Raw genomic sequence first — 23025 nt, 5'->3', positions numbered from 1 at the left:
GCCGGCTCCCTCGCGCCCGGCTGCCCGATGATCCGCACCTTCACCGCCCAACAATGGCTGACGCTCGTCACCGTGCAAATGGTGACGGTGCTGTTCGGCGTGACCATCACCAGCGTCACCGTGATCCTGCCGCAGATGCGCGGGGCGCTGTCGGCGACGCAGGACCAGATCGCCTGGGTGCTGACCCTGAACCTGGTCGCCACCGCCGCCGCGACGCCGCTGACCGGCTGGCTCGCCTCCAAGCTGGGCTGGCGGCGGCTGGTGCTGGGCTCGGTGCTGGGCTTCACCCTGTCGTCGGTGCTGTGCGGCCTGGCGGGGTCGCTGGACACACTGCTGGTGTTCCGCATCATCCAGGGCGCGTTCGGCGCACCGATCTTTCCCATGGGCCAGTCGATCATCCTGCGCCGGTTCGAGAAGCACCAGCACCCGATGGCGCTGATGATGTGGGGCGTCGGCGGCGTCATGGGGCCGATCCTGGGGCCGACCTTCGGCGGCCTGATCGGCGACCTGCTGGACTGGCGCTGGTCGTTTTTCATGATCCTGCCGCTGGGGCTCGCCGCCTGCATCCCGGTGGTGCTCTCGCTCGGCAACGAGGAGCGCGGCACCGCCCGCCGGTTCGATTTCGTCGGCTTCGTCTGCATCGCCGTCGCCATCGGCGCGCTGCAACTGATGTTCGACCGCGGCCAGCGCGAGGACTGGTTCCAGTCGATGGAAATCGTCATCGAATGCGCGCTGGCGGTGGGCTTTTTCTATCTGTTCTGCGTTCACGCCAAATTCGCGCGCGAACCGCTGTTCGACGCGGCGGCCTTCGGCGACCGCAATTTCGTGCTCGGCATCTGTTTCGCCTTCCTGATGGGCATGCTGCAATACACGCCCATGGTGCTGTTCCCCTCGCTGCTGCAGGACCTGCGCGGCTTTCCGGAGAGCATTGTCGGCTATCTGATCGCCATGCGCGGCGTCGGCAATTTCCTGAGCTTTTTCGTCGTCGCGACCCTGACCCGGATCAACCCGCGCGCCACGTTTTTCGCCGGCCTGGTGATCCAGGCGGTGGCGGGGGCCTGGATGGGCCAGCTCGACATGAACATGACCATGGACCAGGTGATCTACACCAACCTGCTGCACGGCTTCGGCTTCGGCCTGGCCTACACGCCGATGGCGGTGCTCAGCTTTTCGACCCTGGCCCCCACCCTGCTGACCCAGGGCAACGCCATCTTCTCGCTGATGCGCATGATGGGGTCCAGCATCTTCATCGCGGTCATCCTGATGGTGCTGGTCGCCTCGTCGGCCGAGGCGCGTGGCTATCTGATCGGCTTCGTCACGCTGTTCCACACCGACCTGCTGGCGCCCTGGCTGCGGGTGTTCGGCGATTTCGACACCGCGTCCTTCCAGCAACTGGCCGGCGAGCAGGTGCGCCGGCAGGCGGCGATGATCGGCTATATCAACGCCTTCCACGTGCTGACGCTGGCGCCACTGCTGCTGGCGCCGCTGACCTTCCTGTTCAAGGTGCGACGGGACTGACCGGTTGCCGTTCGCGCCGCCCCCGGAAAACGGCCCCCGAGAACGGCAACCGGGAACGGCTCCCGAGAACGGCCCCGACATTGTGCACTGCAGTAATCCCGCGCCGCCCGGCGCCGGCCGCGCGGACATTCCGCGCTCGCGGCTTGGGTCGTCTTTGCACAAGATTGCGGCCACCTTTGCACAAGATCGGTGCAATCTTTATCGTTCAGCGTCTGAATTGCAGAAACGGCATGAATGCTATGCCAAAACCGCGCTTATTCGCAGATGCAGCATTTCCTATATTGCGGCTGTCACATCGCAATCCGGGAGTCCCCACCATGCACAATTCCACCAACTGGCTGACCACCACGCTGGCCTATGGCCTGACCCTGGCCGCACTGGCCGCCTTCATCTTTTTCAGCGTCGACGAGACCCGCGCGCTGATCGTCTGATCCGCCGCCGCTCCGGCGGCCACGGACGAAAGCCCAAAACCAAGCCCCCGGAATGCGGCCGCATTCCGGGGGCTTGGTTTTGGGACCGCCAGGGGAACCGCCCCGGCCGGTCGGGCCGGGGCGCAGGTCCTGAAGGCTAGCCCTGCCGGGCGACCATCATCTTCTTGGTTTCGGCGATGGCCTTGGCCGGGTTCAGGCCTTTCGGGCAGGTGTTGGTGCAGTTCATGATCGTGTGGCAGCGATACAGCCGGAACGGATCTTCCAGATTGTCGAGCCGTTCGCCCGTCGCCTCGTCGCGGCTGTCGGCGAGCCAGCGATAGGACTGCAACAGCACCGCCGGGCCCAGATAGCGGTCGCTGTTCCACCAATAGCTGGGGCAGGAGGTGGAGCAGCAGAAGCACAGAATGCACTCCCACAGCCCGTCCAGCTTCTCGCGGTCCTCCACCGACTGCAGGCGCTCGCGGTTCGGCGGGTTGGTCTCGGTCTTGAGCCAGGGCTCGACCGAGGCAAGCTGGGCGTAGATATGGTTCAGGTCCGGCACCAGATCCTTCACCACCGGCATGTGGGGCAGGGGGTAGACAGCAACGTCGCCCTTGATTTCCTCGATGCCCTTGGTGCAGGCGAGCGTGTTGGTGCCGTCGATATTCATCGCGCACGACCCGCAAATGCCCTCGCGGCAGGAGCGGCGGAAGGTCAGGGTCGAGTCGACCTCGTTCTTGATCTTGATCAGCGCGTCCAGCACCATCGGCCCGCATTCGGCCAGGTCGATGACATACTCGTCGACGCGCGGATTCTCCTCGTCGTCCGGCGACCAGCGGTAGATCTTGAAGGTGCGCGGGTTTTTCGGCGGATTGGCCGGCGTGTGCTTCTTGCCCGGCTTGATCTGGGAGTTCTTCGGCAGCGAAAATTCAGCCATGGGTCAGGTCTCTAGCCTTTGAAGGTCAGCAAAGCCGGTCAGTACACCCGCACCTGCGGCGCGATGTATTCGACCTCGTCCGGGTTCAGGGTGAAGTTGTGCACCGGACGATAGGTGAGCGACACGCGCCGGTCCTCGGAATACCAGGCCAGCGTGTGCTTCATCCATTCTTCGTCGTTGCGGTCCGGAATGTCGTCGCGGGCGTGGGCACCGCGGCTTTCCTTGCGCGCTTCGGCCGAGATCATGGTGTTCTGGGCGCAGGCCATCAGATTGTCGAGTTCCAGTGTCTCCACCAGATCGCTGTTCCAGATCAGCGAGCGGTCGTTGACGCGGATGTCGTCCATGGCGCCGGCCGCCTGCTCGATCTTGCGGCAGCCCTCTTCCATCGACGACTGCTCGCGGAACACCGCCGCGTGCAACTGCATGGAACGCTGCATGGAATCGCGGATTTCCGCGGTTCCGGTCGAGCCCTTGGCGTTGCGGAAATGATCCAGCCGCGACAGCGCCTTGTCGCTGGCGTCCTTCGGCAGGTCTTTCTGCTTGGCGCCGGCGGTCAGGGTCTCGGCGCAATGCAGGCCGGCGGCCCGGCCGAACACCACCAGGTCCAGCAGCGAGTTGCAGCCGAGCCGGTTGGCGCCGTGCACGGAGACGCAGGCGCACTCGCCGACGGCCATCAGGCCAGGCACGGTGGCGTCCGGATTGTCCGCGGTCGGGCGCAGCACCTCGCCGTCAAAATTGGTCGGAATGCCGCCCATATTGTAGTGCACGGTCGGCAGCACCGGGATCGGCTCCTTGGTGGCGTCGACGCCGGCGAAGATGCGCGCGGTCTCGGTGATGCCCGGCAGGCGCTGGTGCAGCACGTCGCCACCCAGATGCTCCAGGTGCAGCAGGATGTGATCGCTGTTCGCGCCGACGCCGCGGCCCTCCAGGATTTCCACGGTCATGGAGCGGCTGACCACGTCGCGGCTGGCCAGGTCCTTGGCCGTCGGCGCATAGCGCTCCATGAAGCGCTCGCCCTCGCTGTTGGTCAGATAGCCGCCCTCGCCGCGGGCGCCCTCGGTGATGAGGCAGCCGGCGCCGAAAATGCCGGTCGGGTGGAACTGCACGAACTCCATGTCTTGGTTCGGCAGGCCGGCGCGGGCGACCATGCCGTTGCCGTCGCCGGTGCAGGTGTGGGCCGAGGTGCAGGAGAAATAGCTGCGGCCATAGCCGCCGGTGGCCAGAATGGTCTGCTGCGCCTGGAAGCGGTGCATGGTGCCGTCGTCCAGGTTCCAGGCCATCACGCCCTGGCAGCCGCCGTCCTGGTTCATGATCAGGTCGATGGCGAAGTATTCGATGAAGAATTCCGCCGAATGGCGCAGGCTCTGCTGATAGAGCGTGTGCAGCAGCGCGTGGCCGGTGCGGTCGGCAGCGGCGCAGGCGCGCTGGGCCGGCGACTTGCCGTAATCCTTCATGTGGCCGCCGAACGGGCGCTGGTAGATCTTGCCCGCCTCGGTGCGGCTGAAGGGCATGCCGAAATGCTCCAGCTCGATCACCGAGGGCACCGCCTGGCGGCACATGTATTCGATCGCGTCCTGGTCGCCCAGCCAATCCGACCCCTTGACGGTGTCGTACATGTGCCAGTGCCAGTTGTCGTCGCTCATATTGCCGAGCGAGGCGGCGATGCCGCCCTGGGCCGCCACGGTGTGCGAGCGGGTGGGGAACACCTTGGTGACGCAGGCCGTCTTCAGGCCGGCCTGGACGCATCCCAGCACCGCGCGCAGGCCGGAGCCGCCGCCGCCGACCACGACGACGTCATAGGTATGGTCCTGAACAGTATAGGCTTCGGTCACGGCGCTCAGCCTCCAAACGCGATGCGGACAACGGACAGCACGCCCAGCACGCCCACAAAGAAGGCGGCGCCCTTGACCAGCAGCAGGCTGGCGATCTTGCAGCGTTCGGCGTGGATGTAATCTTCGATCACCACCTGCAACCCAAGCTGCGCGTGGTAGAACATGGATGCGATCAGGCAGATCATCAGCGTCGCCGAGACCGGCGAACCGATCCAGGCGCGCGCCTCCTCGTAGGACGCGCCGGCATGGGCGATCAGGCCGATGACGAACCAGACGGTCAGGGGGATCAGCGCAATCGCGGTGACGCGCTGGGCGATCCAGTGATGGGTGCCGGACTTGGCGGAACCCAGGCCGCGGGCGGTGCCGAGCGGGGAACGGAGCGACATGATGGCAATTCTCCCCTTACAGGACCGCGTAGGCGGCGATCCAGCTGACAACCGTCAGCACGACCGCGGCAACGACGCAATGGGTGCCCGACTTGCGCGCCTGCTCCAGCTCCAGCCAGCCGCCGGCATCCCAGACCAGATGGCGGATGCCGTTCATCAGGTGATACATCAGGCAGAAGGTCCAGCCGAACAGGAACAGCTGGCCGATCACCGAGCCCAGCAGGCCGGCGACATCCTGGTAATAGGCCGGGGAATCCGCGGCGGCGACCAGCCACCAGACCAGCACGACCGCACCGACCGACAACACGATGCCGGTGGCGCGATGCGAGATCGACAGGATGGATGTCCATTGCGGCCGGTAGACCTGCAAATGGGGGGAGAGCGGACGCTCAGCGCTGGCCATCGGGAGCCCTCTTCACGCGAGATCGAATGCACAAGAAATCTGCGCCCTAGGCACAGCCTCGGAATAGCCTTCTGATCTAAAGCGGCAACGGGGCCAAGTCAACAAACTGCGCCGGCTTCGGCCGCCTTGCCGCCCCGGTCGCGTCAGCGCAGCTTCGCCGCAATCTCCGCCAGTTTCTCCAGATTCTGCATCGGCGTCTGCGGCGCCTTGCCGAAATCGACATTCTGGGGCGAAAGCGCCGGCACCACTTTCAGCAGCGCGTCGCCGCCGTCCTCGGCCAGCAACAGAGCGTCGGCCTGGCTCAGATAATAGGCCGACATGCGCATGCTGTAGCGGTAGAGATTCACCAGAATCTGCACGATGAACAGCATGATGAACAGGATGCCGAACCGGGTGATACCGGAGGCGATCAGCAAGTTGACATTGCTGGTCTCCTCGGACGCGCCGAAATCGCTTTTGATGTTATCGGTCAGATATTCGATGCGCGCGCCCCGGATCGCCTCCAGCGCCTGCTGGTGCGAGGCGATCTGCGCGGCCATGGATTCCAGTTCGGCATGTGCCTGCAGATAGGTGGGGGTCTGCTGAAAGCGCTCCCGGTCCGCCTGCGTCAGGTTCAGGTCCTCGAGCTTTCGGACGATCGCTCGCGTTGGACGCGCCGCCGTGAAATAGGCGATCTCGGACTGCTCCAGGTCGCGCCGCAGTTGGCTTTCCTGCTCGCGCAGACGCCGGATGGCGCCGTTCTCCGCGTCCAGCAATTGCTGGATCCGCTCCGGCCCGGTGGCGCCGACGCCCAGATTGGCGATGAAGCCCGCGAACAGAATCACGGCGACCGCCACCACCAGCAATACGCCGATCCCGGCCAGCGCCACCAGCGAGAAGCGCCGCATCTGGATCGCCCGCCGGCGCAGGTCGCGAGCCAGTTCGAAGCGCAGTTCCGGCCGGCCCATCAATTCGACCGTGATCGCCTCCGGCAGCACCCAACCAGCGTTCTGCGCCGCTCCGGCCATCGCGGCGGACGCGACCTCCGGAAACAACAGGCCACGCAAGTCATAGAGCACCATCATCACCAACAGCCCGCTGCCGAGGATCAGCACCCCGTTGCTCCATTCCAACCCATCTAACAGCCCAGAAAATGAACCTCTTGGCGCTTCATTGTCCCCGGCCTCCAACCAAGCGTTCCAAGCCATCACATCCAACACGCTCGCCACGACGAGCGTGACCACGACCACGGCCAGCGTTCGGAGCAGATAGGCGCCCCCTGGCCAACCTTGGACAGGCCAGTCTGCCATAGTCGGCAGAGTGCGACTGCGCCAAGCCGGTATGCACAACACCACCGCAAGGGCCAACCAGGCTGTCATCAGCGATACCAGCCCTACTCGGGCCAGATCGCGCTCATTTTTCATGAAACCAAATATCAATTGAAGCCAATTTGCCAACACCTGATCCCAGACCAACAGATCCACTGCGGCCAGAGAGGCAAAAAAACAACCGGAAAGAACCAAGAGCAATGCTAGAGATCGAAGCATTGGATCGCCCGAATGGCTAGAATCGCGGCGCCGCAGCTTTCCCCCATCCATGGTACAAAGCGGCAATAAGCATAATTTACAATAAAATGATGGCCACGTCTATGCCATGGACCGGATCGCGCCGCGCCGGATGCCCCCGGCCGCGCCGCCCGCTACGCTGCTGCGCGCCGCAACCGGTCGTTGATCGCGCGGCCGAGGCCCGCCTCCGGGATCGGCATGACGGCGATGCCGGCCGGGTGGCGCGCGTTCAACGCGTGCAGATGGCGGAACAGGTTGGCCGCCGCCTCGACCGGGTCGCCCCGTTCGCTCAGATTCAGAACAATGTCCGCCGCCGGCGCATCCGGCCCGAAGGCCAGCAGCGCCTCGCCGGGCCGCACTGCGCGCGCGTTCAGGCGCAGCGGGCAGTCCGGGGCATAGTGCTTGGCCAGCATGCCGGGGCTGCGGACCGCCCCTCCCGCCTCGGGCGGGCGCAGGTCCGGCAGCAGCGCCTGCAACGCCTCGCGCGGCAGCCCGCCCTCGCGCAGCAGCAGCGGCACCGCGCCGGAGAGGTCGACCACGGTCGATTCCAGCCCGATCGCGCACGCTCCCCCGTCCAGCACCAGATCCACCGCCTCCCCCAGCGAGGCCACCACATGCGCCGCCTCGGTCGGGCTCAATGCGTTGGAGCGGTTGGCGCTGGGCGCCGCCACCGGCCGGCCCGTCGCCTGCAACAGCGCCCGCGCCACCGGATGCGACGGCACCCGCAGCGCCAGCGTCTCCAGCCCGGCGCTGGCGAGCGGCGACACGGGGCAATCCGCCGCCCGCGGCAGCACCAGGGTCAGCGGTCCCGGCCAGAAGGCCGCCGCCACGGCGTCCGCCTGCGGCGTCCATTCCACCAGCGGCCGCAGGGCATCGACCGACGGCCCGTGTGCGATCAGCGGGTTGAAGGTTGGCCGGCCCTTGGCGGCGAAGATGCGCGCCACCGCCCGGTCACAGGTCGCATCGCCGCCCAGGCCATAGACGGTCTCGGTCGGAAACGCGACCAGCCCGCCCGCCCGCAGCCGGGCCGCGGCAGCCGCGATGCCGACAGCGTCGGCGGGCAGAATCTCAGGCAGCGCCAATCTCGGGCCCACCCCAGGCAACGAAATAGGGGTTGCGGAACTCTTTCTTGCCATAGCGCAGTTCCGGCCCGTCATTGATCCCGCAGACCCTGCCGCCGGCGGCGTTGAGGACCGCGTGCGCCGCCGCCGTGTCCCACTCCATCGAGCCGCCATAGCGCGGATAGACGTCGGCCTCGCCGCGGGCGATCAGGCAGAATTTGATGCTGGAGCCCGCATCCACCTGTTTCTCCACCGTGAACCGCTCCAGGAAATGGCTGAGCTCGACGCTCTGGCCATAGGTGCGCGAGAGGCAGATGGTGATGCCGCCGGCATCCACCGGCCGCACCGAAAGCGGCGCCCGCGCCTGGCCGTCGCGCTCCTGCCAGGCTTGGCCCAGCACCTCGCAACCGGCATAAAGGTCGTTGCCGGCCGGCGAATAGACCACGCCCAGCACCGGCCGGCCGTTGCGGATCAGGCCGATATTGACGGTGAATTCCGGGATTTTCTTGATGAATTCCTTGGTGCCGTCCAGCGGGTCCACCAGCCAGAACTCGCCGCCGGAAATATCGGGCACGCGGCCGGCCGCGACCTCTTCCTCCGCCACGATGGGGATGGCCGGGTTGAGCGCCGCCAGCGCCGGCAGGATCAGCGCCTCGGCCTCCGTATCGGCCTCGGTCACCTGGCTGCGGCGGGCGTCGTCCTTGTTCTCGAACGCCATGCCCTCCGCCTCGAAATGGGGCATGATCACGGCGCCGGCCTCGCGGCAGATCGTGGCGACCTGCTCCAGCACGGCCGGGGTGAGCCATTCAACCATGGGAATTCTCTCTGTCTCTGCGAAAGGCCCTCCGGGACACGCGAAGGCCGACCAACGCCGCGGCGTTCATGCGAACGATCCCATACTAAAGACCGCCGCCATTGCCTAGACTCCGGACCATCGCACCGCGTGGGCGGCCGGGCCATCCGGCGCCGCCGGCGGCCTTCGCGCCGGCCGGCCTCAGTTGCGACCGTCGAGCCGCTCGGCCATGAGAACGCGCTCGACGCCGACGATCTGGCCCATGGACCGCGCCATATGCGCCGCCACTTCGGGGCTGAGACCGCAGGCCTGGATATCCAGTTCCAACCGCGGCTGCGGCGCCTGTTCCACCTGGCCGAAAAACCGGCTCGGCACCAGGCCGCGCTTGGCGAACAATTCCAGCACGCGGGGCATCAACCCCGGATCGGGGGTGGCGGCAACGGAAAAACACATCACGGCGCCGGCCTTGGGCGCATGCAGCAACTCGGACATGGGAAGACTCGCAAAACAGTCGGGAAACAACGCGGAAAAGCGCGGTTCAAAACGCCAGACGCCCGGCCCTCTACAGGAGGACCGGGTCCGTAATTCGCGTTGCGCGGAGATCGAACTGTACTGCGACCATCATGGCTCTTTCATATACTCTTGTCCGGGCGCCGATCAAGCCTTCCGGGGTCGCAGGCGCGATTGCCCCTCACTTCAGCACCCGGGCCAGGGACACCTGCCCGCTGCCGGGGGCGAGCGGCTTCTGCTGGCCCGCCGCCGGCGCCCAGCCGGCCAGGAACACCACTTCGAACGGAATGGCCTGCCCCGCCAGTCGCGCCGCCGCCTCCATCAGCACGCCGCGGCGCAGCCCCTGGCGGGTGCGATCGCTCAGGACGTTGGTTTCGCCCATCCCCCGCAGGTCGGCGAACAGGCGCATCGGGTTCCGATAGGTGACGGTCACCGTTTCCGCATCCGCCACCGGCAGGGCGAAGCCCGCGCGCTGCAACAGGCTGCCGGCGACGCGCACCTCGGTGAAGGGGGCGACATGCGGGCTGCTGCCCACCCCCTGCCCGGCCTCGGCCGCCAGCAGCGCGTCCCGCAACGGCGCCAACGTGCCGAGCCCGAACAGGGCGCCGAGGAACAGGCCGTCGGGCTTCAGGGCGCGCCGGATCTGGGCGAGCGCGCCCGGCAGATCGTTGACCACATGCAGCGACAACGGGCTGACCACCAGGTCGAGCGAGGCGTCGGCAAACGGCAGCCACTCCTCGTCCACCACCAGCCGCGGCCCGTCCGCCCGTGCCAGCATGGCGCCGGAGAGATCGGCCTGCACCAGGGTCTCGACGCCGAACCCGTCGCGCATCCCGTCGGCCAGCCCGCCGGTACGCGCGCCCAGCACCAGGGCCCGCGGGAAACCCCGTTGAATCAGGGCGAGACGCTCGATCAGGCGGGCGCACACCTCATCGTAGAGGAAGCTGTGGTCGCCGAACCCGGCAGCGGCCCGCTCCCGTCGGGCGCGCACCAGGCGGCGGTCGAAGATTTCCGGTGCAGTCATGCCGCCAACCTAGCATCATTCCGGCCCCATGCTTAGAGTGTGCGGCATCGCATCTCAGAATTTTCGCACCCGGAGCGACACCCCATGCCCGCGCCCACCACCCCCGAGGCCCTGCACGACCTGATCCTCAAAGCCCTCGCCAATGACGGCACGGAACTGGCGATCGTCGACGTGCGCGAGGAACAGGCGTTCGCCGACAACCACCTGCTCTACGCCATTTCCGTACCGCTCTCGCGCCTGGAACTGCTGATGGCCGACCTGGCGCCGCGCAAGACCGCCCGGGTCGTGGTGTGCGCCGCCGGCGACGGCGACCTCGCCACGCGCGCGGCGGCGAAGCTGGAAGGCTATGGCTATGCCCATGTCGGCGTGCTGGAGGGCGGCGTCGCCGGCTGGTCGCAGGCCGGCTACGAGACCTATGCCGGGTTCAACGTGCCGTCCAAGGCGTTCGGCGAGCATGTGGAACACCATTTCGGCACCCCCTCGGTCACGGCGGAGCAGTTGAACGCCATGATGCAGGCGGGCGAGAACATGGTCATTCTCGACAGCCGCCCCATGGACGAATACCACACCATGAACATTCCCGGCGGCATCTGCTGCCCCGGCGGCGAGCTGGTCTACCGGGTGCAGGAGATCGCGCCCGACCCGTCCACCACGGTGGTCGTCAACTGCGCCGGCCGCACCCGGTCGATCATCGGCGCCCAGTCGCTCATCAATGCCGGCATCCCGAACAAGGTCGTCGCGTTGCAAAACGGCACCATGGGCTGGCACCTGTCCGGCTTCCAGCTGGAACACGGCAACACCCGCCTGCACCCGGACCCGTCCGCCACCGCCGTCGACGCGGCCCGGCAGCGGGCGGGCGGCGTCGACAGCCGCTTCCGGGTGGCGCACGCCACCCTGGATCAGGTCCGGGCGTGGGAGCGGGACCCGAGCCGGAGCGTGTATCTGGTCGACGTGCGCACGGCCGAGGAATTCGCCGCCGGCCACCTGCCGGGCTCGAAGCACGCGCCGGGCGGCCAGCTGGTGCAGGCGACGGACCGCTATGCCGGCGTGCGCGGCGCGCGGGTGGTGACGGTCTGCGACACCGGCGTGCGCTCGACCATGGCGGCGCACTGGCTGAAACAGATGAACTGGGACGTCTACGTGCTGGAGGGCGGCCTGCCGGCCGACGGCCTGGAGACCGGTGCCGGAGCGACCCCGGTGCTGGGCGACCCGACGTCGGCTCCGACCTTGGCGGCCGACGCGCTGAAGGCGGCCCTGGACGCGGGCGAGACGGCGGTGATCGACCTGGGCTATTCCCGCGACTACCGCAAGGGCCACATCCCGGGGGCACACTATCTGATCCGCTCGCGCCTGGAGGCGGACAAGGCGAACCTGCCCGCGGCCGCCGCCTATGTCGCCACCAGCGAAGACGGCCTGCTGGCCGCCGTCGCGGCCGCGGAGCTGAGCGATGCGCTCGGGCGCCCGGTCACGGCGTTGGCCGGCGGCACCGCGGCCTGGGTCGCGGCGGGCTATCCGCTGGAGGCGGGCGAATCCCATATGGCGAGCGAACCCAACGACGTCTGGCTCAAACCCTATGAGCGCAAGGGCACGGTCGAGGACTTCATGAACGAGTATCTCACCTGGGAAATCGCGCTGGTCGACCAGATCAAGCGTGACGACACGGTGACGTTTTGGTCGCCCTGACCCGCCTGAACCCGACGGCCCTCGCCCGCCGGGCGGCCACGCCGCTCGGGCGGGCGCTCGATATGGCCCTGCCGCCGCGCTGCCTGGCCTGTCAGGAGCCGCTGGCACCGCCCGGCGGCCTCTGCCCGGACTGCTGGCCGATGGTGCGGTTCCTGAGCGAACCGCTCTGCGAACGCTGCGGCATCCCCCTCGAAGCCCCGGGCCAGGACATTTGCGGCCACTGCGTCGCCGAACCGCCGGCCTATGACCGGGCGCGGGCCGTCTTCGCCTACGAGGACGGCAGCCGCGAGCTGGTGTTGCGCCTCAAGCACGCCGACGCCCTGGCGGGCGTGCCGGTCCTGGCCCGCTGGATGGCGCGCCCCGGTGCGGACATGCTGCGGCAGGCGGACTGGCTGGTGCCGGTGCCGCTGCATTGGCGCCGCCTGTTCCAGCGCCGCTACAACCAGTCCGCGGAGCTGGCGCGCGCGCTGGCGCGCATCGCCGGCGTGCCGGCCCTGCCGGACGGGCTGGTCCGCGTGCGCAAGACGCCGAGCCAGGGCGGGCTGAGCCGCCGCCGGCGGCGCGCCAATGTTCTGGGCGCCTTCGCCGTCGCCGACCGGCACCGCCATCGCATCGACGGTCGGCGGGTGATCGTCGTCGACGACGTCATGACCACCGGCGCCACGGCCGAGGCCTGCGCCACCGCCTTGCTCGCGGCCGGCGCCAGCGGGGTCGACGTGCTGTGCCTTGCGCGGGTCGAGGCCGGAACGCCGCTCCCTTGACGAACCGCCGGCCCGTGCCTTGATATAGCGGATGGATCAGTCGGAGTCGCGAAAGCCAATGACGAAAGTCGAAATCTATACCAGCATGTGGTGCCCGTTCTGCTATCGGGCGAAGCAACTGTTGAAAAAGAAGGGCGTGGAGTTCACCGAAATCGACGTCGATGGCGGGCCGGCCGTCCGGGCCGCCATGCGCGACCGCGCCGCCGGTCGCCACACGGTGCCGCAGATTTTCATCGACGATGTCGGGGTCGGCGGCTGCGACGAACTCTACGCGCTCGAAGCCCAGGGCAAGCTGGACGCGCTGCTCGCCAGCCCGGCCTGACCCCTTTTCCGCGCCTTGTCGCCTTGTAACGGAGCCTTCACGCCATGGCGGAGACCTTTATCGCGGCCTGTGTCCAGACCACCTCGCTGCCGGACCCCGCCGCAACCATGGCCCATGTCGCGCCCCTGGTCCGCGAGGCGCGGGCCGCCGGTGCCGACTTCATCACCACGCCCGAAGTCGTCTCCATGCTCGGCCCGCGCGACAGCGTGCTCGCCAACGCCCAGACCATGGACGCCCATGACGGCGTGAAGGCGTTTCAGGCCCTGGCCGAGGAAACGGGGGCCTGGCTGCTGGCCGGGTCGATGGTGGTGAAGCTGGGCAAGGACCGGCTCGCCAACCGTTCGATGCTGTTCGCCCCGGACGGCCGGCTGGCGGCGACCTATGACAAGATCCACATGTTCGACGTCGATCTGGAAGGCGGCGAGAGCTACCGCGAGAGCAACACCTACCAGCCGGGCGACACGGCCGTCGCCGTCGATCTGCCCTGGGCGCGGCTGGGCATGACGGTCTGCTATGACATGCGCTTCCCCTATCTCTACCGCGATCTGGCCCATGCCGGCGCGCAGGTGCTGACGGTGCCGAGCGCGTTCACCGTCCCGACCGGACGCGCGCACTGGCACGTGCTGCTGCGCTCGCGGGCGATCGAGACCGGCTGTTTCGTGCTCGCCGCCGCGCAGGTGGGCCAGCACTTTCCCAAGCGCAAGACCTATGGCCATTCCATCATCATCAGCCCCTGGGGCGAGGTGCTGGCCGAACGGGAGGACGACACGCCCGGCGTCATCACCGCGGAAATCGCCGTGGCCAAGGTGAAGGAGGCCCGGCAGATGGTGCCCTCGCTGCACAATGACCGCCCCTATGCCGCACCGGCAGCGGCCCCCGACGCAGCGGCGGAGTAGCGCCTTCGGCCGCACGCAGGCCATTGGCAAAACGGCCGGGGCGGCTATATAAACTGGGCTTATGTGCGTGCCGCATCGGACCGCTGCCGCCATTTCCGCGAAAGCAAGGGCATGATCAAGTACGACCTGTGCTGTGACCAGGGACACACGTTCGAAACATGGTTTCGCGATAGCGCGGCGTGCGACTCGCAGCTCGCCGGCGACGGGGTGTCGTGCCCGCATTGCGGCTCGGTCACCGTCCGCAAGGCCCTGATGGCACCGGCGCTCGCCAAATCCGACCCGGACAGCGACCCGCAGCGCAAGCAGGCCATGGCGATGGCGCAGCACCGGCACATGTTGCGCGAATTCCGGCGCTATGTGGAAAACAACTCCGAGAATGTCGGCTCGGCCTTTCCGGAGGAAGCGCGCCGCATCCATTACGGCGAAACCGAACACCGCAACATCTATGGCGAGGCCGATCTGGCCGAGGCCAAGGAGCTGGTCGACGAAGGCATCGACGTTTTTCCGGTGCCCGGCCCCTTCCGCGACGACGCCTGACCCCCTGCGCCTGATCCTGCCGAAGCAAGCCTACCCGGCTCGGGCTTACGCCTTAAGTCGCAAAGGCCGGATGTCCGTTCGGCCCTTGCTAAAATGCAGCGCTGCGCCATATGGTCTTTGCGAGCATTGCAAAGCTGGAGACTGGCGCCATGGATACGCTGCATAGCATGAGGCTGTTTGCGGAGGTGGTGGACTCCGGCTCGTTCTCGGCCGCGGGTCGCCGCTTCGGGCTGGCGGCGTCCAGCGTGTCGCGCCAGGTCGGATCGCTGGAGGATTCGCTGGGCGCGCGCCTGCTGAACCGCTCCACCCGGAAACTGTCGCTGACGCAGGCCGGCCGCCTGTATCACGAGCGCGTGCGCCAGATCCTGGCCGATATCGAGGACGCCAACCGGTCCGTCAGCCATCTGGAAGCGGTGCCGCGCGGCATTCTCCGCATCAACGGGCCGACCGTGTTCGGCCGCCTGCACATCGCGCCGCACCTGCCGGAATTCCTGGACCGCTATCCGGAAATCGACATCGACCTGACGCTGACCGATCATTTCGTCGACGTGATCGAGGAAGGCGCCGACGTGGTCGTGCGGGTCGGCGGCCTTTCGGATTCCAGCCTGTTCGCCCGGCGCCTGGCGCCGAACCGGCGTATTCTCTGCGCCGCCCCCGACTATTTGAACCGCCGCGGCCGGCCGGTCACCGGCACCGACCTCACCAAGCACACCTGCTTGGTCTACAAACTGCAATCCACCACCGCCACCTGGCACATTTGCTGCGGCGAGTCCGGCCAGCATCAGGAGGTCCGCGTCAGCGGACGCGTCACCGCCAACAACGCGGAGGCGCTGCATGTCGGGGTGCTGGGCGGCGTCGGCATCGCGCTGTTGCCGACCTGGCTGGTGGGCGACGACATCCAGACGGGCCGGCTGGAGCGGGTGTTGCCGACCCAGGAAGCCGACCTGACGCCGGACGAAACCTCGATCCACGCCATCTATCCGCACAAGCGCCTGCTGTCGGCCAAGGTGCGGGCCTTCGTCGACTTCCTGGTCGAGAAATACCAGCCGACGCCCTATTGGGAGATCGGCGGCACCGCGCCGGCGGTCGAGGCGGAACCGGCCTTCGCCAAGTAGCGCCGGCCCGGCCCAGAGGGCTAGCCAACCTGTCGCACCTCCTTTAGTCTCTGGCCGGCGCCAACGAGCGCCAATGCGTTAACGCCAGGGATCGAACGCCATGATGAAACCGCTCCGCGCGGCCTTTGCCGCGGTGGCCTTGCTGGGTGCCGCCGCCAGCGCCCAGGCCGAAGATTATCCGTCGATGACCTTCCGCTATGCGACCGGCTTTCCCAAATCCAACTACATGACCGAGCCGGCGCAGTATTTCGCCGACGAGGTGGAAAAGCGCTCCGGCGGCAAGATCAAGGTGAAGGTGTTTTACGGCGGCGCGCTCGGCAAGTCGAACGAGATGCTGGACCTGGTGAGCAAGGGCGCGGTCGACATGGGCTCGGTCGTCCAGGGCTATTTCACCTCGGCCCTGCCCTATGCGGCCATGACCAACTCGCTGCCGATGACGTTTTTCGACGGCGAAGCGGCCATGCGAGTGGCGATGAAGCTGGACGAGACCGACCCGAACCAGATCGCCGAATACGCACGCAACAACATCAAGCCGCTCGTCAACCGCTATCTGCCGAACTACAAGCTGATCTGCACGTCGCCGGTGCGCACGGTGGCGGATTTCGAGGGCAAGAAGATCCGCACCTTCGGCAATTACATGCCGATCATGTTCGATGCGCTCAAGGCCACCCCGGTCAACGTCCTGCCGGCGGACATGTACGAGGCGCTGAAGCGCGGCTCGATGGACTGCTCCTACCTGACCTATGCCCTGTTCGGGTCGTATAAGCTTTATGAAGTCGCGAAATACGTGATCGACATCAAGCTGGGCGGCATCAATGCGTTCTTCCTGGCGATGAACAAACGCAAGTTCGACGCACTGCCGCAAAACGTGCAGGACCTGCTGGTCCAGGTCGGCCGTGACGCGACCGACTTCGGCGTCGCCGGCACCAAGGCCGCCGAAGACAACGGTCTGAAAGAGTGCCTGGACGGCGGCGCGGAACTGGTGAAGTTCGAGGAGCAGGCCAAGCTCGAAGAAACCGTGCCGGACATGATCGACGCCTGGATCGCGGAAATGGCGAAGACCGGGCAGGAGGCCGGGGCGAAGGAATACGCCGCCAAGGTGCGCAAGGACCTGGGCCTTTAGGGGCTCCGGCCCTGCGCAACCAAAGCGAGCGCCCATGCCCTTTCTCCGATTCTGCGACCGCGCAATCCAATGGCTCGGCACCGCGGCGCTGGCGGTTGCGGCGGTGTTCATCGGCCTGCTGGCGATTGTCGGCACCGCCGACAGCGTCGGCACGCAATTGCTGGCGACGCCGGTGCCGAGCGCCCTCGAATTCAGCGAGGCGTCGCTGGTGGTGGTCGTGTTCATGGGCCTGGCCTTCGCCCAGCACCGGCGCGGCCATGTCACCGTCGACATCCTGACCGGCCGCCTGCGACCCGGCTGGGTCCGCACCGGCCTGACGGCGCTGGCCTTGTTGGCCGCCATCGCCTTTTTCGCCATCCTGGCCTGGCGCGGCTACATCGCGGCGACGGAAAGCATCGCCATCGACGAGCGCTCGCTGGGCCTGACCCGGTTCCCGATCTGGCCCGGCAAGATCGCGCTCTGCATCGGCTGCGTGATCGCGCTGCTGGAGAGCCTGCGCCAGTTCGTTCACCTTTGCCGGGGCGATCCGGACGCCTTTGAGGCGCACGCCATCGAGGACGACGCCGCGTTATGATGGAGCCGATCACCATGGGCTTTATCGGCATCGCCGCGCTGGTGTTTTTCGCCGGCCTGGGCGTGCCGATCGCCTTCTGCATCACCCTGGTCGGCGCGGTCGGCATGGTCCTGGTGACCGACCTGGACTTTCTGCTGATCACCTTTCAAACCCTGCCCTATTCCACCGCTAGCGAATACGCTTTCGCGGTCATCCCGATGTTCGTGCTGATGGGCGCGCTGGCGTCGGCCGCCGGCATTATCGGCGAACTGTACGGGGCCGTGAACAAATGGGTCGGCGGCATTCGCGGCGGCCTCTATATGGCCACCGTCATCGCCAGCGCCGGCTTTGCCGCCATCAGCGGCTCGACCGTGGTCAATGCCGCCATGTTCACGCGCATCGCCCTGCCGGAAATGCTGGCGCTCGGCTACAATCGCGGCGTCAGCGCCGGCTGCATCGCCGCCGCCGGCACGTTCGCCGCCCTCATTCCGCCCAGCCTGACCTTCGTCATTTTCGGCATTCTGACCGGCGAGAGCATCGGCGCCCTGTTCATCGCCGGCATCATCCCCGGCCTGTTCACCGCCGCCTGCTATGTGACGGCCATTCCGGTAATGCTGCGGCTGAAACCGGAATGGGCGCCACCGGCCGGCGTGCGCCTAAACCTGGTCCAGAAGCTGCGCGGGCTTTCGGGCATCTGGCCGATGCTGCTGCTGGTGGTGATCGTGCTGGGCGGCATCTACACCGGCATCACGCCGCCGACCGCCGCCGGCGCGTTCGGCGCGGTGGGCGCGCTGCTGATCGGCCTCGCGCGCCGGCGGCTGGGGCCGGCGGCGATCTGGGAAAGCGTGCGCCAGACGGCGGAACTGACCAGCGTCCTGTTCATCATCATCATCGGCGGCCTGCTGTTCAGCCGCTTCCTGGTGGTGAGCGGCTTCGTCGCCGACCTGACCGTGCTGGTGACCGACGCGGGCTTCACCGCGCCCACCTTCATCCTGGCGATGGTGGCGATGTATTTCGTCATGGGCATGTTCATCGACCCGCTGTCCATGCTGGTGATGACCGTCCCCTTCGTCTTTCCGGTGGTCAAGGCGTTCGGCATGGACCCGATCTGGTTCGGCATCATCCTGACCAAGATGATCGAAATCGCGGTGATCACGCCGCCGGTCGGCCTGAACCTGTTCGCCGTGGTGTCCGCCTCCGGCGGCCGGGTCAGGACCGCGGAACTGTTCGCGGGCGTGCTGCCCTTCGTCGTGATCGAGGTGATGGCGCTCGCCGTGCTGATCGTGTTCCCGGGCCTGTCCACCTGGCTGCCCAACACCATGTACTGAGGAGCCAATCCCATGCGCATCGCCACCGCCGACGCCGCCGATCTGCTCACCCGCGTCATGCGCAAGCTGGGCCATGCGGAAGCGGACCTGCCCGCCATCGTCGACCATCTGATCGACTGCGAACTGCGCGGCCTCGGCTATGGCGGCCTCGCCCGCGCCGTCGCCATCACCGAGCGCATCGCCCGCACCGGCCTGCCGGGCGAACCGATCGCGGTCACGCACGAAACCCCGGTCTCGGCCAAGATCGAGGGCCACGACCATATCGGCTATATCGTCGGCCAGCGCGCCACCGCCATCGCCATCGACAAGGCCCGGACCTACGGCCTCGCCGCGGTCGGGCTGGTGAACACCTATTACACCGGCATGCTGTCCTACTATGCCGAGCAGATGGCGGCGCACGACCTGGTCAGCATGATCGCCTCCAACGCCGGCCCCTGGGTCGCGCCCCACGGCGCGGCGGAGGGACGGTTCGGCACCAACCCGATCTGTTTCGGCTTTCCGGCCGAGCCGCACCCGATCATCTGGGACATCGGCACCAGCACTATCATGCACGCGGAGGTGCAACTGGCCCGCCGCCTGGGCCAGCCGCTGCCGGAGGGCCGTGCCATCGGCCCCGACGGCCGGCCGACCACCGATCCGAGCGCGGCGCTGAAAGGCGCCTTCACCGCCTGGGGCGGGCACAAGGGCTCGGGCCTGGGCCTGATGGTGCAATTGCTGGGCGTGCTGGCGGGCTCGGACGGCATCACCGACAATATGGGCGGCTTCGGCATGGTCATCGTCGCCATGAAGGCCGATCTGTTCGGCGACGGCGAAGCCACCAAACGCCGGATGGCCGACTATGCCGAGGCGGTGCGCGGCGCCAAACCGCTGGACCCGTCCCGGCCGGTGCGCATGCCCTTCGACCGCTCGTTCCAGGTGCGCGAAGCCGCGCGCGCCGCCGGCGGCTTCGAGGTCAATGCCGAAATCCTGGCCAAGCTCAGGGCGTTTCTGGGGTAGGCGGCAGTTGAGGCCACTGGCCTTGTTGCGCCAGCACCATTTGCCCCTTCGCCGTCATTGCGAGCCCGCGACAGCGGGCGTGGTGGCTTCTGTTCCAGAGTTGGCTCATCATCCCATCGTCCCTGTCCTCGCGAAAGCAGGGACAGGGACGATGGGGTAGGAAAGCGAACACGTCCGGAAACCGTCATTGCGAGCCGAAGGCGAAGCAATCCAGAGTTTGACACGCTGAAAAACGGCTGGATGGCTTCGTCGCTTCGCTCCTCGCCATGACGGAATCAAGGTTTCCGGAAATGTCCAAGTGCTTCAACCAGGACCGCAAGCGCGCTAGCGGCCTCTGGCCTGGATTGCTTCGTCGCCTATGGCGTCTCGCAATGACGCCGAGACGGGACAAAACGGCGGGTTGTGCCGTTAGGCGAAGCCGTCGAGCCTCGTCTCACGCCGGCAGCTTGTTGGTTTTGTCCACCACATGCTCGCGATAGGCAGGCCGCTCGCAGAGGCGGGCATACCAGGCTTCGACATGGGGATGGGACGGGCGCAGGTCCCTGGGCGTCCAGGTGATCCAGCGATGGGTCAGCACGCCGGCGGGAATGTCGCCCATGGTCAGCCGGTCGCCGCAAACATAGTCGCGCCCCTTCAGATGCGCGTCGAGAATGTCGTAGCGCGGAATGGCGGCCTTCACTGCCGCCTCGATCGTCGCGATATCACGCTCGGCGGGCGAGCGCCGGAAGAAATAGTCGAGATAGACCGGGTTGAAGGGCGCCAGGTTCAGCGAACTCCAGTCCATCCAGCGGTCCGCATCGGCACGGGCGCGCAGGTCGGCGGGATAGAGCCCGCCCGGATCGTGCTTGGCAGCCAGATAGCGGATGACCGCGCCCGATTCCCAGACGCACCAGCCGTCGTCTTCCTCGATGGTCGGCAGGCGGCCGTTCGGGTTCTTGGCCCGGTAGGCCGGATCGTCGTTGCCGCCGAACTTGCCGCCCCAATCGATGCGCTCATAGGGGATGCCCAGCTCGCCGATGCACCACATCGCCTTGATCACATTCGACCCGTCGGGCCGGCCCCATACTTTGATCATCGGCCATTCCATCCCGTTGTTGCTCGGATACCGGTCGGATTACTCTATCCCAGTGCCCTTCGGGCGCAATCGGAAAAGCGGGCGCCGAGAAGGCTGGCCGGCCGCGGCCTCACTGGGCATAGTGGCGCGAGCCAGCTACGACAGCCTTCCCAGGAATTCCCCCATGCTGCAACACACCCAACTGGGCCAAAGCGGCCTGCAAGTCTCGCGCCTTTGCCTCGGCACGATGAATTTCGGCGAGCCCGGCGTCGGCCATCAGGGCGACTGGACCCTGGACATCGACCAGTCGCGGCCGATCTTCAAGCGCGCCCTCGACCTGGGCCTGAACTATTTCGACTGCGCCAATGTCTATGGCCTCGGCTCGTGCGAGAAGGTGGTGGGGCAATTGCTGCGCGAGCTTTGCCGGCGCGACGAATATGTGGTGACCACCAAGCTGGCCGCGCCCATGGGCAAGGGGCCGAACCAGGGCGGGCTCAGCCGCAAGCACGTGATGGAGAGCGTCGATGCCTCGCTGCGCCGCATGGGTCTCGACTATGTCGACCAGCTCATCATTCATCGCCACCCGCACGGCTTCCCCGGCGTCGCCCATCCCCCCATCGCGGAGACGATGGAGGCGCTGCACGACGTGGTGAAGGCGGGCAAGGCGCTCTATCTCGGCGCCTCCAGCATGTTCGCCTGGCAGTTCTGCGAGTTGCAGATGACGGCGGAGCGGCACGGCTGGACGAAATTCGTCTCCATGCAGAACCATTACAACCTGATCTATCGCGAGGAAGAGCGGGAAATGAACCCCTACTGCCTCGCCACCGGCGTGGGCCTGACCCCCTGGTCGCCGCTGGCGCGCGGCATCCTGACCGGCGCCTACAAGGGCTCGCTCGACGCCGGCAGCACCACGCGCAGCCAGGGCGCCGACAGGGAGCGCACCCGCGGCCTCTACCGCGGCGAAAATGATTTCGCCATTGCCGACCGCGTGGTCGAGGTCGCCGGTCGCCTGGGCTGCAAGCCGGCGCAGGTCGCGGTGGCCTGGGTGCTCGCCAAGCCGGGCGTCGCCGCCCCGGTGGTCGGCGTTTCCCGCCTGGAGCAGTTGGACCAGTTGGTGGAAGCGAGCCGGATCGAACTGCCGCCGGACGAGATCGCCTATCTGGAAGACCTCTACCGGCCGCTGGACAATCTGCTCAGCCTGGGAAGCTCGTGACGGCGGCCGCGCGCCGGTCCATACTCTCGCGAACGGCGGCCCGGATCGCCGATGGCACACTTGGAACGCAGGAACGCTCGCAGATGAAAGTCGGATTTATCGGCCTCGGCACCATGGGGGGCCATTTCGCCAGCAACATTCAGAAGGGCGGCCACGAACTGGTGGTCTCCGACCTGTCGCGCCAGCACGCGCGCAAGCATCTCGACGCCGGTGCGGCGTGGGCGGAAACGCCGGCGGAACTGGCCTCACAGGTGGACGTGGTGCTGGCCTCCCTGCCCGGCCCGCCGGAGGTGACCAAGGTCGCCGCCGACCCGGACACCGGGCTGATCGCCGGCATGAAGCCCGGCCAGGCGTTTTTCGACCTCGCCACCAACTCGCCGACGGTCGTGCGCCGCCTGCACGCCGAATTCGCCGCGAAGGGCTTCCATTATCTGGACGCCCCCGTCTCCGGCGGTCCGGCCGGCGCGGAGTCGGGCAAGCTCGCGGTCTGGGTCGGCGGCGACAAGGCCGTGTTCGAGGCGAACCGCGCCGCGCTCGACGCCATGGGCGACCAGGTGCGCTGGATCGGCGAGATCGGCGCCGGCTCCATCGCCAAGCTGGTGCACAATGCCTGCGGCTATGCCATCCAGACCGCCATGGCTGAGATGTTCTCGGTCGGCGTCAAGGCCGGCCTCGACGCAACCGCGCTGTGGGAAGCGGTGCGCCAGGGCGCGCTCGGCCGCGCCCGGCCGTTCGACCGGCTGACCAAGCAATTCCTGATCGACAAATACGACCCGCCGGATTTCGCGCTGCGCCTCGCCCACAAGGATGTGAGCCTGGCGGCCGAACTGGGTCGCGACATGGGCGTGCCCATGCGCGTCATCAACATGGTGCATGCGGAGATGACCGAGGCGCTGGTCGCGCGCGGCTGGGGCAATCTCGACAGCCGCTCGCCGATGCTGCTGCAACTGGAACGCGCCGGCCTGGACAAGCTGGGCGGGGACCCGGCCTATCTGAAGCGGGTGATGGACGAGGACAAGGGCTAGC

General features: G+C 67.2%; 23 protein-coding genes. 13 read left to right on the top strand and 10 right to left on the bottom strand.

Annotation, left to right across the window (positions count from 1 at the left end):
- The first annotated feature begins 27 nt into the window (after positions 1–27).
- A complete protein-coding gene (locus H6844_03455; GenBank protein MCB9928458.1) occupies positions 28–1518 on the top strand; it encodes a DHA2 family efflux MFS transporter permease subunit in 1491 nt (496 codons plus the stop codon).
- Positions 1519–2085: 567 nt separating this feature from the next.
- Here the strand turns inward: H6844_03455 and H6844_03450 are convergent.
- From H6844_03450 to H6844_03410, 9 genes are all read right to left on the bottom strand, one after another.
- Positions 2086–2865 (bottom strand): succinate dehydrogenase iron-sulfur subunit, encoded by a 780-nt coding sequence (locus H6844_03450; GenBank protein MCB9928457.1) that lies wholly within the window; start codon positions 2863–2865, stop codon positions 2086–2088.
- Between the two features lie 38 nt (positions 2866–2903).
- The gene (locus H6844_03445; GenBank protein MCB9928456.1) at positions 2904–4706 is read right to left on the bottom strand and encodes a succinate dehydrogenase flavoprotein subunit; all 1803 of its coding nucleotides are present in this window, start codon (positions 4704–4706) and stop codon (positions 2904–2906) included.
- Positions 4703–5083: a succinate dehydrogenase, hydrophobic membrane anchor protein gene (gene sdhD, locus H6844_03440; protein ID MCB9928455.1), complete on the bottom strand. Its 381-nt coding sequence runs from the start codon at positions 5081–5083 to the stop codon at positions 4703–4705. The genes H6844_03445 and sdhD overlap by 4 nt, the downstream gene beginning before the upstream one ends.
- Before the next feature lie 16 nt (positions 5084–5099).
- Positions 5100–5486 carry a succinate dehydrogenase, cytochrome b556 subunit gene (gene sdhC, locus H6844_03435; GenBank protein MCB9928454.1) on the bottom strand — a complete coding sequence of 129 codons (387 nt, stop codon included), beginning with the start codon at positions 5484–5486 and terminating at the stop codon, positions 5100–5102.
- A gap of 143 nt (positions 5487–5629) precedes the next feature.
- Positions 5630–6580: a hypothetical protein gene (locus tag H6844_03430; protein ID MCB9928453.1), complete on the bottom strand. Its 951-nt coding sequence runs from the start codon at positions 6578–6580 to the stop codon at positions 5630–5632.
- Positions 6581–7164: 584 nt separating this feature from the next.
- Positions 7165–8166 carry a threonylcarbamoyl-AMP synthase gene (locus H6844_03425; GenBank protein MCB9928452.1) on the bottom strand — a complete coding sequence of 334 codons (1002 nt, stop codon included), beginning with the start codon at positions 8164–8166 and terminating at the stop codon, positions 7165–7167.
- Positions 8099–8905, bottom strand: a complete 807-nt coding sequence (cysQ, locus tag H6844_03420) for a 3'(2'),5'-bisphosphate nucleotidase CysQ (protein MCB9928451.1) — start codon at positions 8903–8905, stop codon at positions 8099–8101. Before cysQ ends, H6844_03425 begins: the two co-directional genes overlap by 68 nt.
- 180 nt (positions 8906–9085) lie before the next feature.
- Positions 9086–9376, bottom strand: a complete 291-nt coding sequence (locus H6844_03415) for a hypothetical protein (GenBank protein ID MCB9928450.1) — start codon at positions 9374–9376, stop codon at positions 9086–9088.
- 199 nt (positions 9377–9575) lie between these two features.
- Entirely contained in the window at positions 9576–10418 is an 843-nt protein-coding gene (locus H6844_03410) for a methyltransferase domain-containing protein (GenBank protein MCB9928449.1), read from the bottom strand.
- A gap of 84 nt (positions 10419–10502) precedes the next feature.
- On the opposite strand from H6844_03410, the gene H6844_03405 reads away from it, so the two are divergent.
- The 10 genes from H6844_03405 (at position 10503) to H6844_03360 (ending at position 19732) form a co-directional block, all read left to right on the top strand.
- Positions 10503–12101 (top strand): thiosulfate sulfurtransferase, encoded by a 1599-nt coding sequence (locus H6844_03405; protein MCB9928448.1) that lies wholly within the window; start codon positions 10503–10505, stop codon positions 12099–12101.
- A 62-nt stretch (positions 12102–12163) separates the two neighbouring features.
- Positions 12164–12862, top strand: a complete 699-nt coding sequence (locus tag H6844_03400) for a ComF family protein (protein ID MCB9928447.1) — start codon at positions 12164–12166, stop codon at positions 12860–12862.
- A gap of 58 nt (positions 12863–12920) precedes the next feature.
- Positions 12921–13184: a glutaredoxin 3 gene (gene grxC, locus H6844_03395; GenBank protein ID MCB9928446.1), complete on the top strand. Its 264-nt coding sequence runs from the start codon at positions 12921–12923 to the stop codon at positions 13182–13184.
- 44 nt (positions 13185–13228) lie between these two features.
- Positions 13229–14080, top strand: a complete 852-nt coding sequence (locus tag H6844_03390) for a carbon-nitrogen hydrolase family protein (GenBank protein ID MCB9928445.1) — start codon at positions 13229–13231, stop codon at positions 14078–14080.
- Positions 14081–14191: 111 nt separating this feature from the next.
- Positions 14192–14617: a DUF1178 family protein gene (locus H6844_03385; protein MCB9928444.1), complete on the top strand. Its 426-nt coding sequence runs from the start codon at positions 14192–14194 to the stop codon at positions 14615–14617.
- 149 nt (positions 14618–14766) lie between these two features.
- A complete protein-coding gene (locus H6844_03380; protein ID MCB9928443.1) occupies positions 14767–15732 on the top strand; it encodes a LysR family transcriptional regulator in 966 nt (321 codons plus the stop codon).
- 100 nt (positions 15733–15832) lie between these two features.
- A complete protein-coding gene (locus H6844_03375) occupies positions 15833–16855 on the top strand; it encodes a C4-dicarboxylate TRAP transporter substrate-binding protein (GenBank protein MCB9928442.1) in 1023 nt (340 codons plus the stop codon).
- A gap of 34 nt (positions 16856–16889) precedes the next feature.
- On the top strand, positions 16890–17429 hold the full coding sequence (locus H6844_03370) for a TRAP transporter small permease (protein MCB9928441.1): 540 nt from the start codon (positions 16890–16892) through the stop codon (positions 17427–17429).
- Positions 17426–18736: a TRAP transporter large permease gene (locus H6844_03365; GenBank protein MCB9928440.1), complete on the top strand. Its 1311-nt coding sequence runs from the start codon at positions 17426–17428 to the stop codon at positions 18734–18736. The genes H6844_03370 and H6844_03365 overlap by 4 nt, the downstream gene beginning before the upstream one ends.
- A gap of 12 nt (positions 18737–18748) precedes the next feature.
- Positions 18749–19732 carry an Ldh family oxidoreductase gene (locus H6844_03360; GenBank protein MCB9928439.1) on the top strand — a complete coding sequence of 328 codons (984 nt, stop codon included), beginning with the start codon at positions 18749–18751 and terminating at the stop codon, positions 19730–19732.
- Between the two features lie 433 nt (positions 19733–20165).
- Here H6844_03360 and H6844_03355 read toward each other — a convergent pair whose 3' ends face one another.
- Positions 20166–20807, bottom strand: coding sequence for a glutathione S-transferase family protein (locus tag H6844_03355; protein MCB9928438.1), 642 nt, complete (start codon positions 20805–20807; stop codon positions 20166–20168).
- A gap of 166 nt (positions 20808–20973) precedes the next feature.
- Between H6844_03355 and H6844_03350 the strand changes: the two genes are divergently transcribed.
- Positions 20974–21999: an aldo/keto reductase gene (locus H6844_03350; GenBank protein MCB9928437.1), complete on the top strand. Its 1026-nt coding sequence runs from the start codon at positions 20974–20976 to the stop codon at positions 21997–21999.
- Positions 22000–22082: 83 nt separating this feature from the next.
- Positions 22083–23024, top strand: coding sequence for an NAD(P)-dependent oxidoreductase (locus H6844_03345; protein ID MCB9928436.1), 942 nt, complete (start codon positions 22083–22085; stop codon positions 23022–23024).
- Position 23025 lies beyond the last annotated feature (1 nt).

This window comes from Alphaproteobacteria bacterium, assembly GCA_020638555.1.
Classification (GTDB): Bacteria; Pseudomonadota; Alphaproteobacteria; order Bin95; family Bin95; genus JACKII01.
This window is presented reverse-complemented; position numbering and strand designations above follow the sequence as displayed.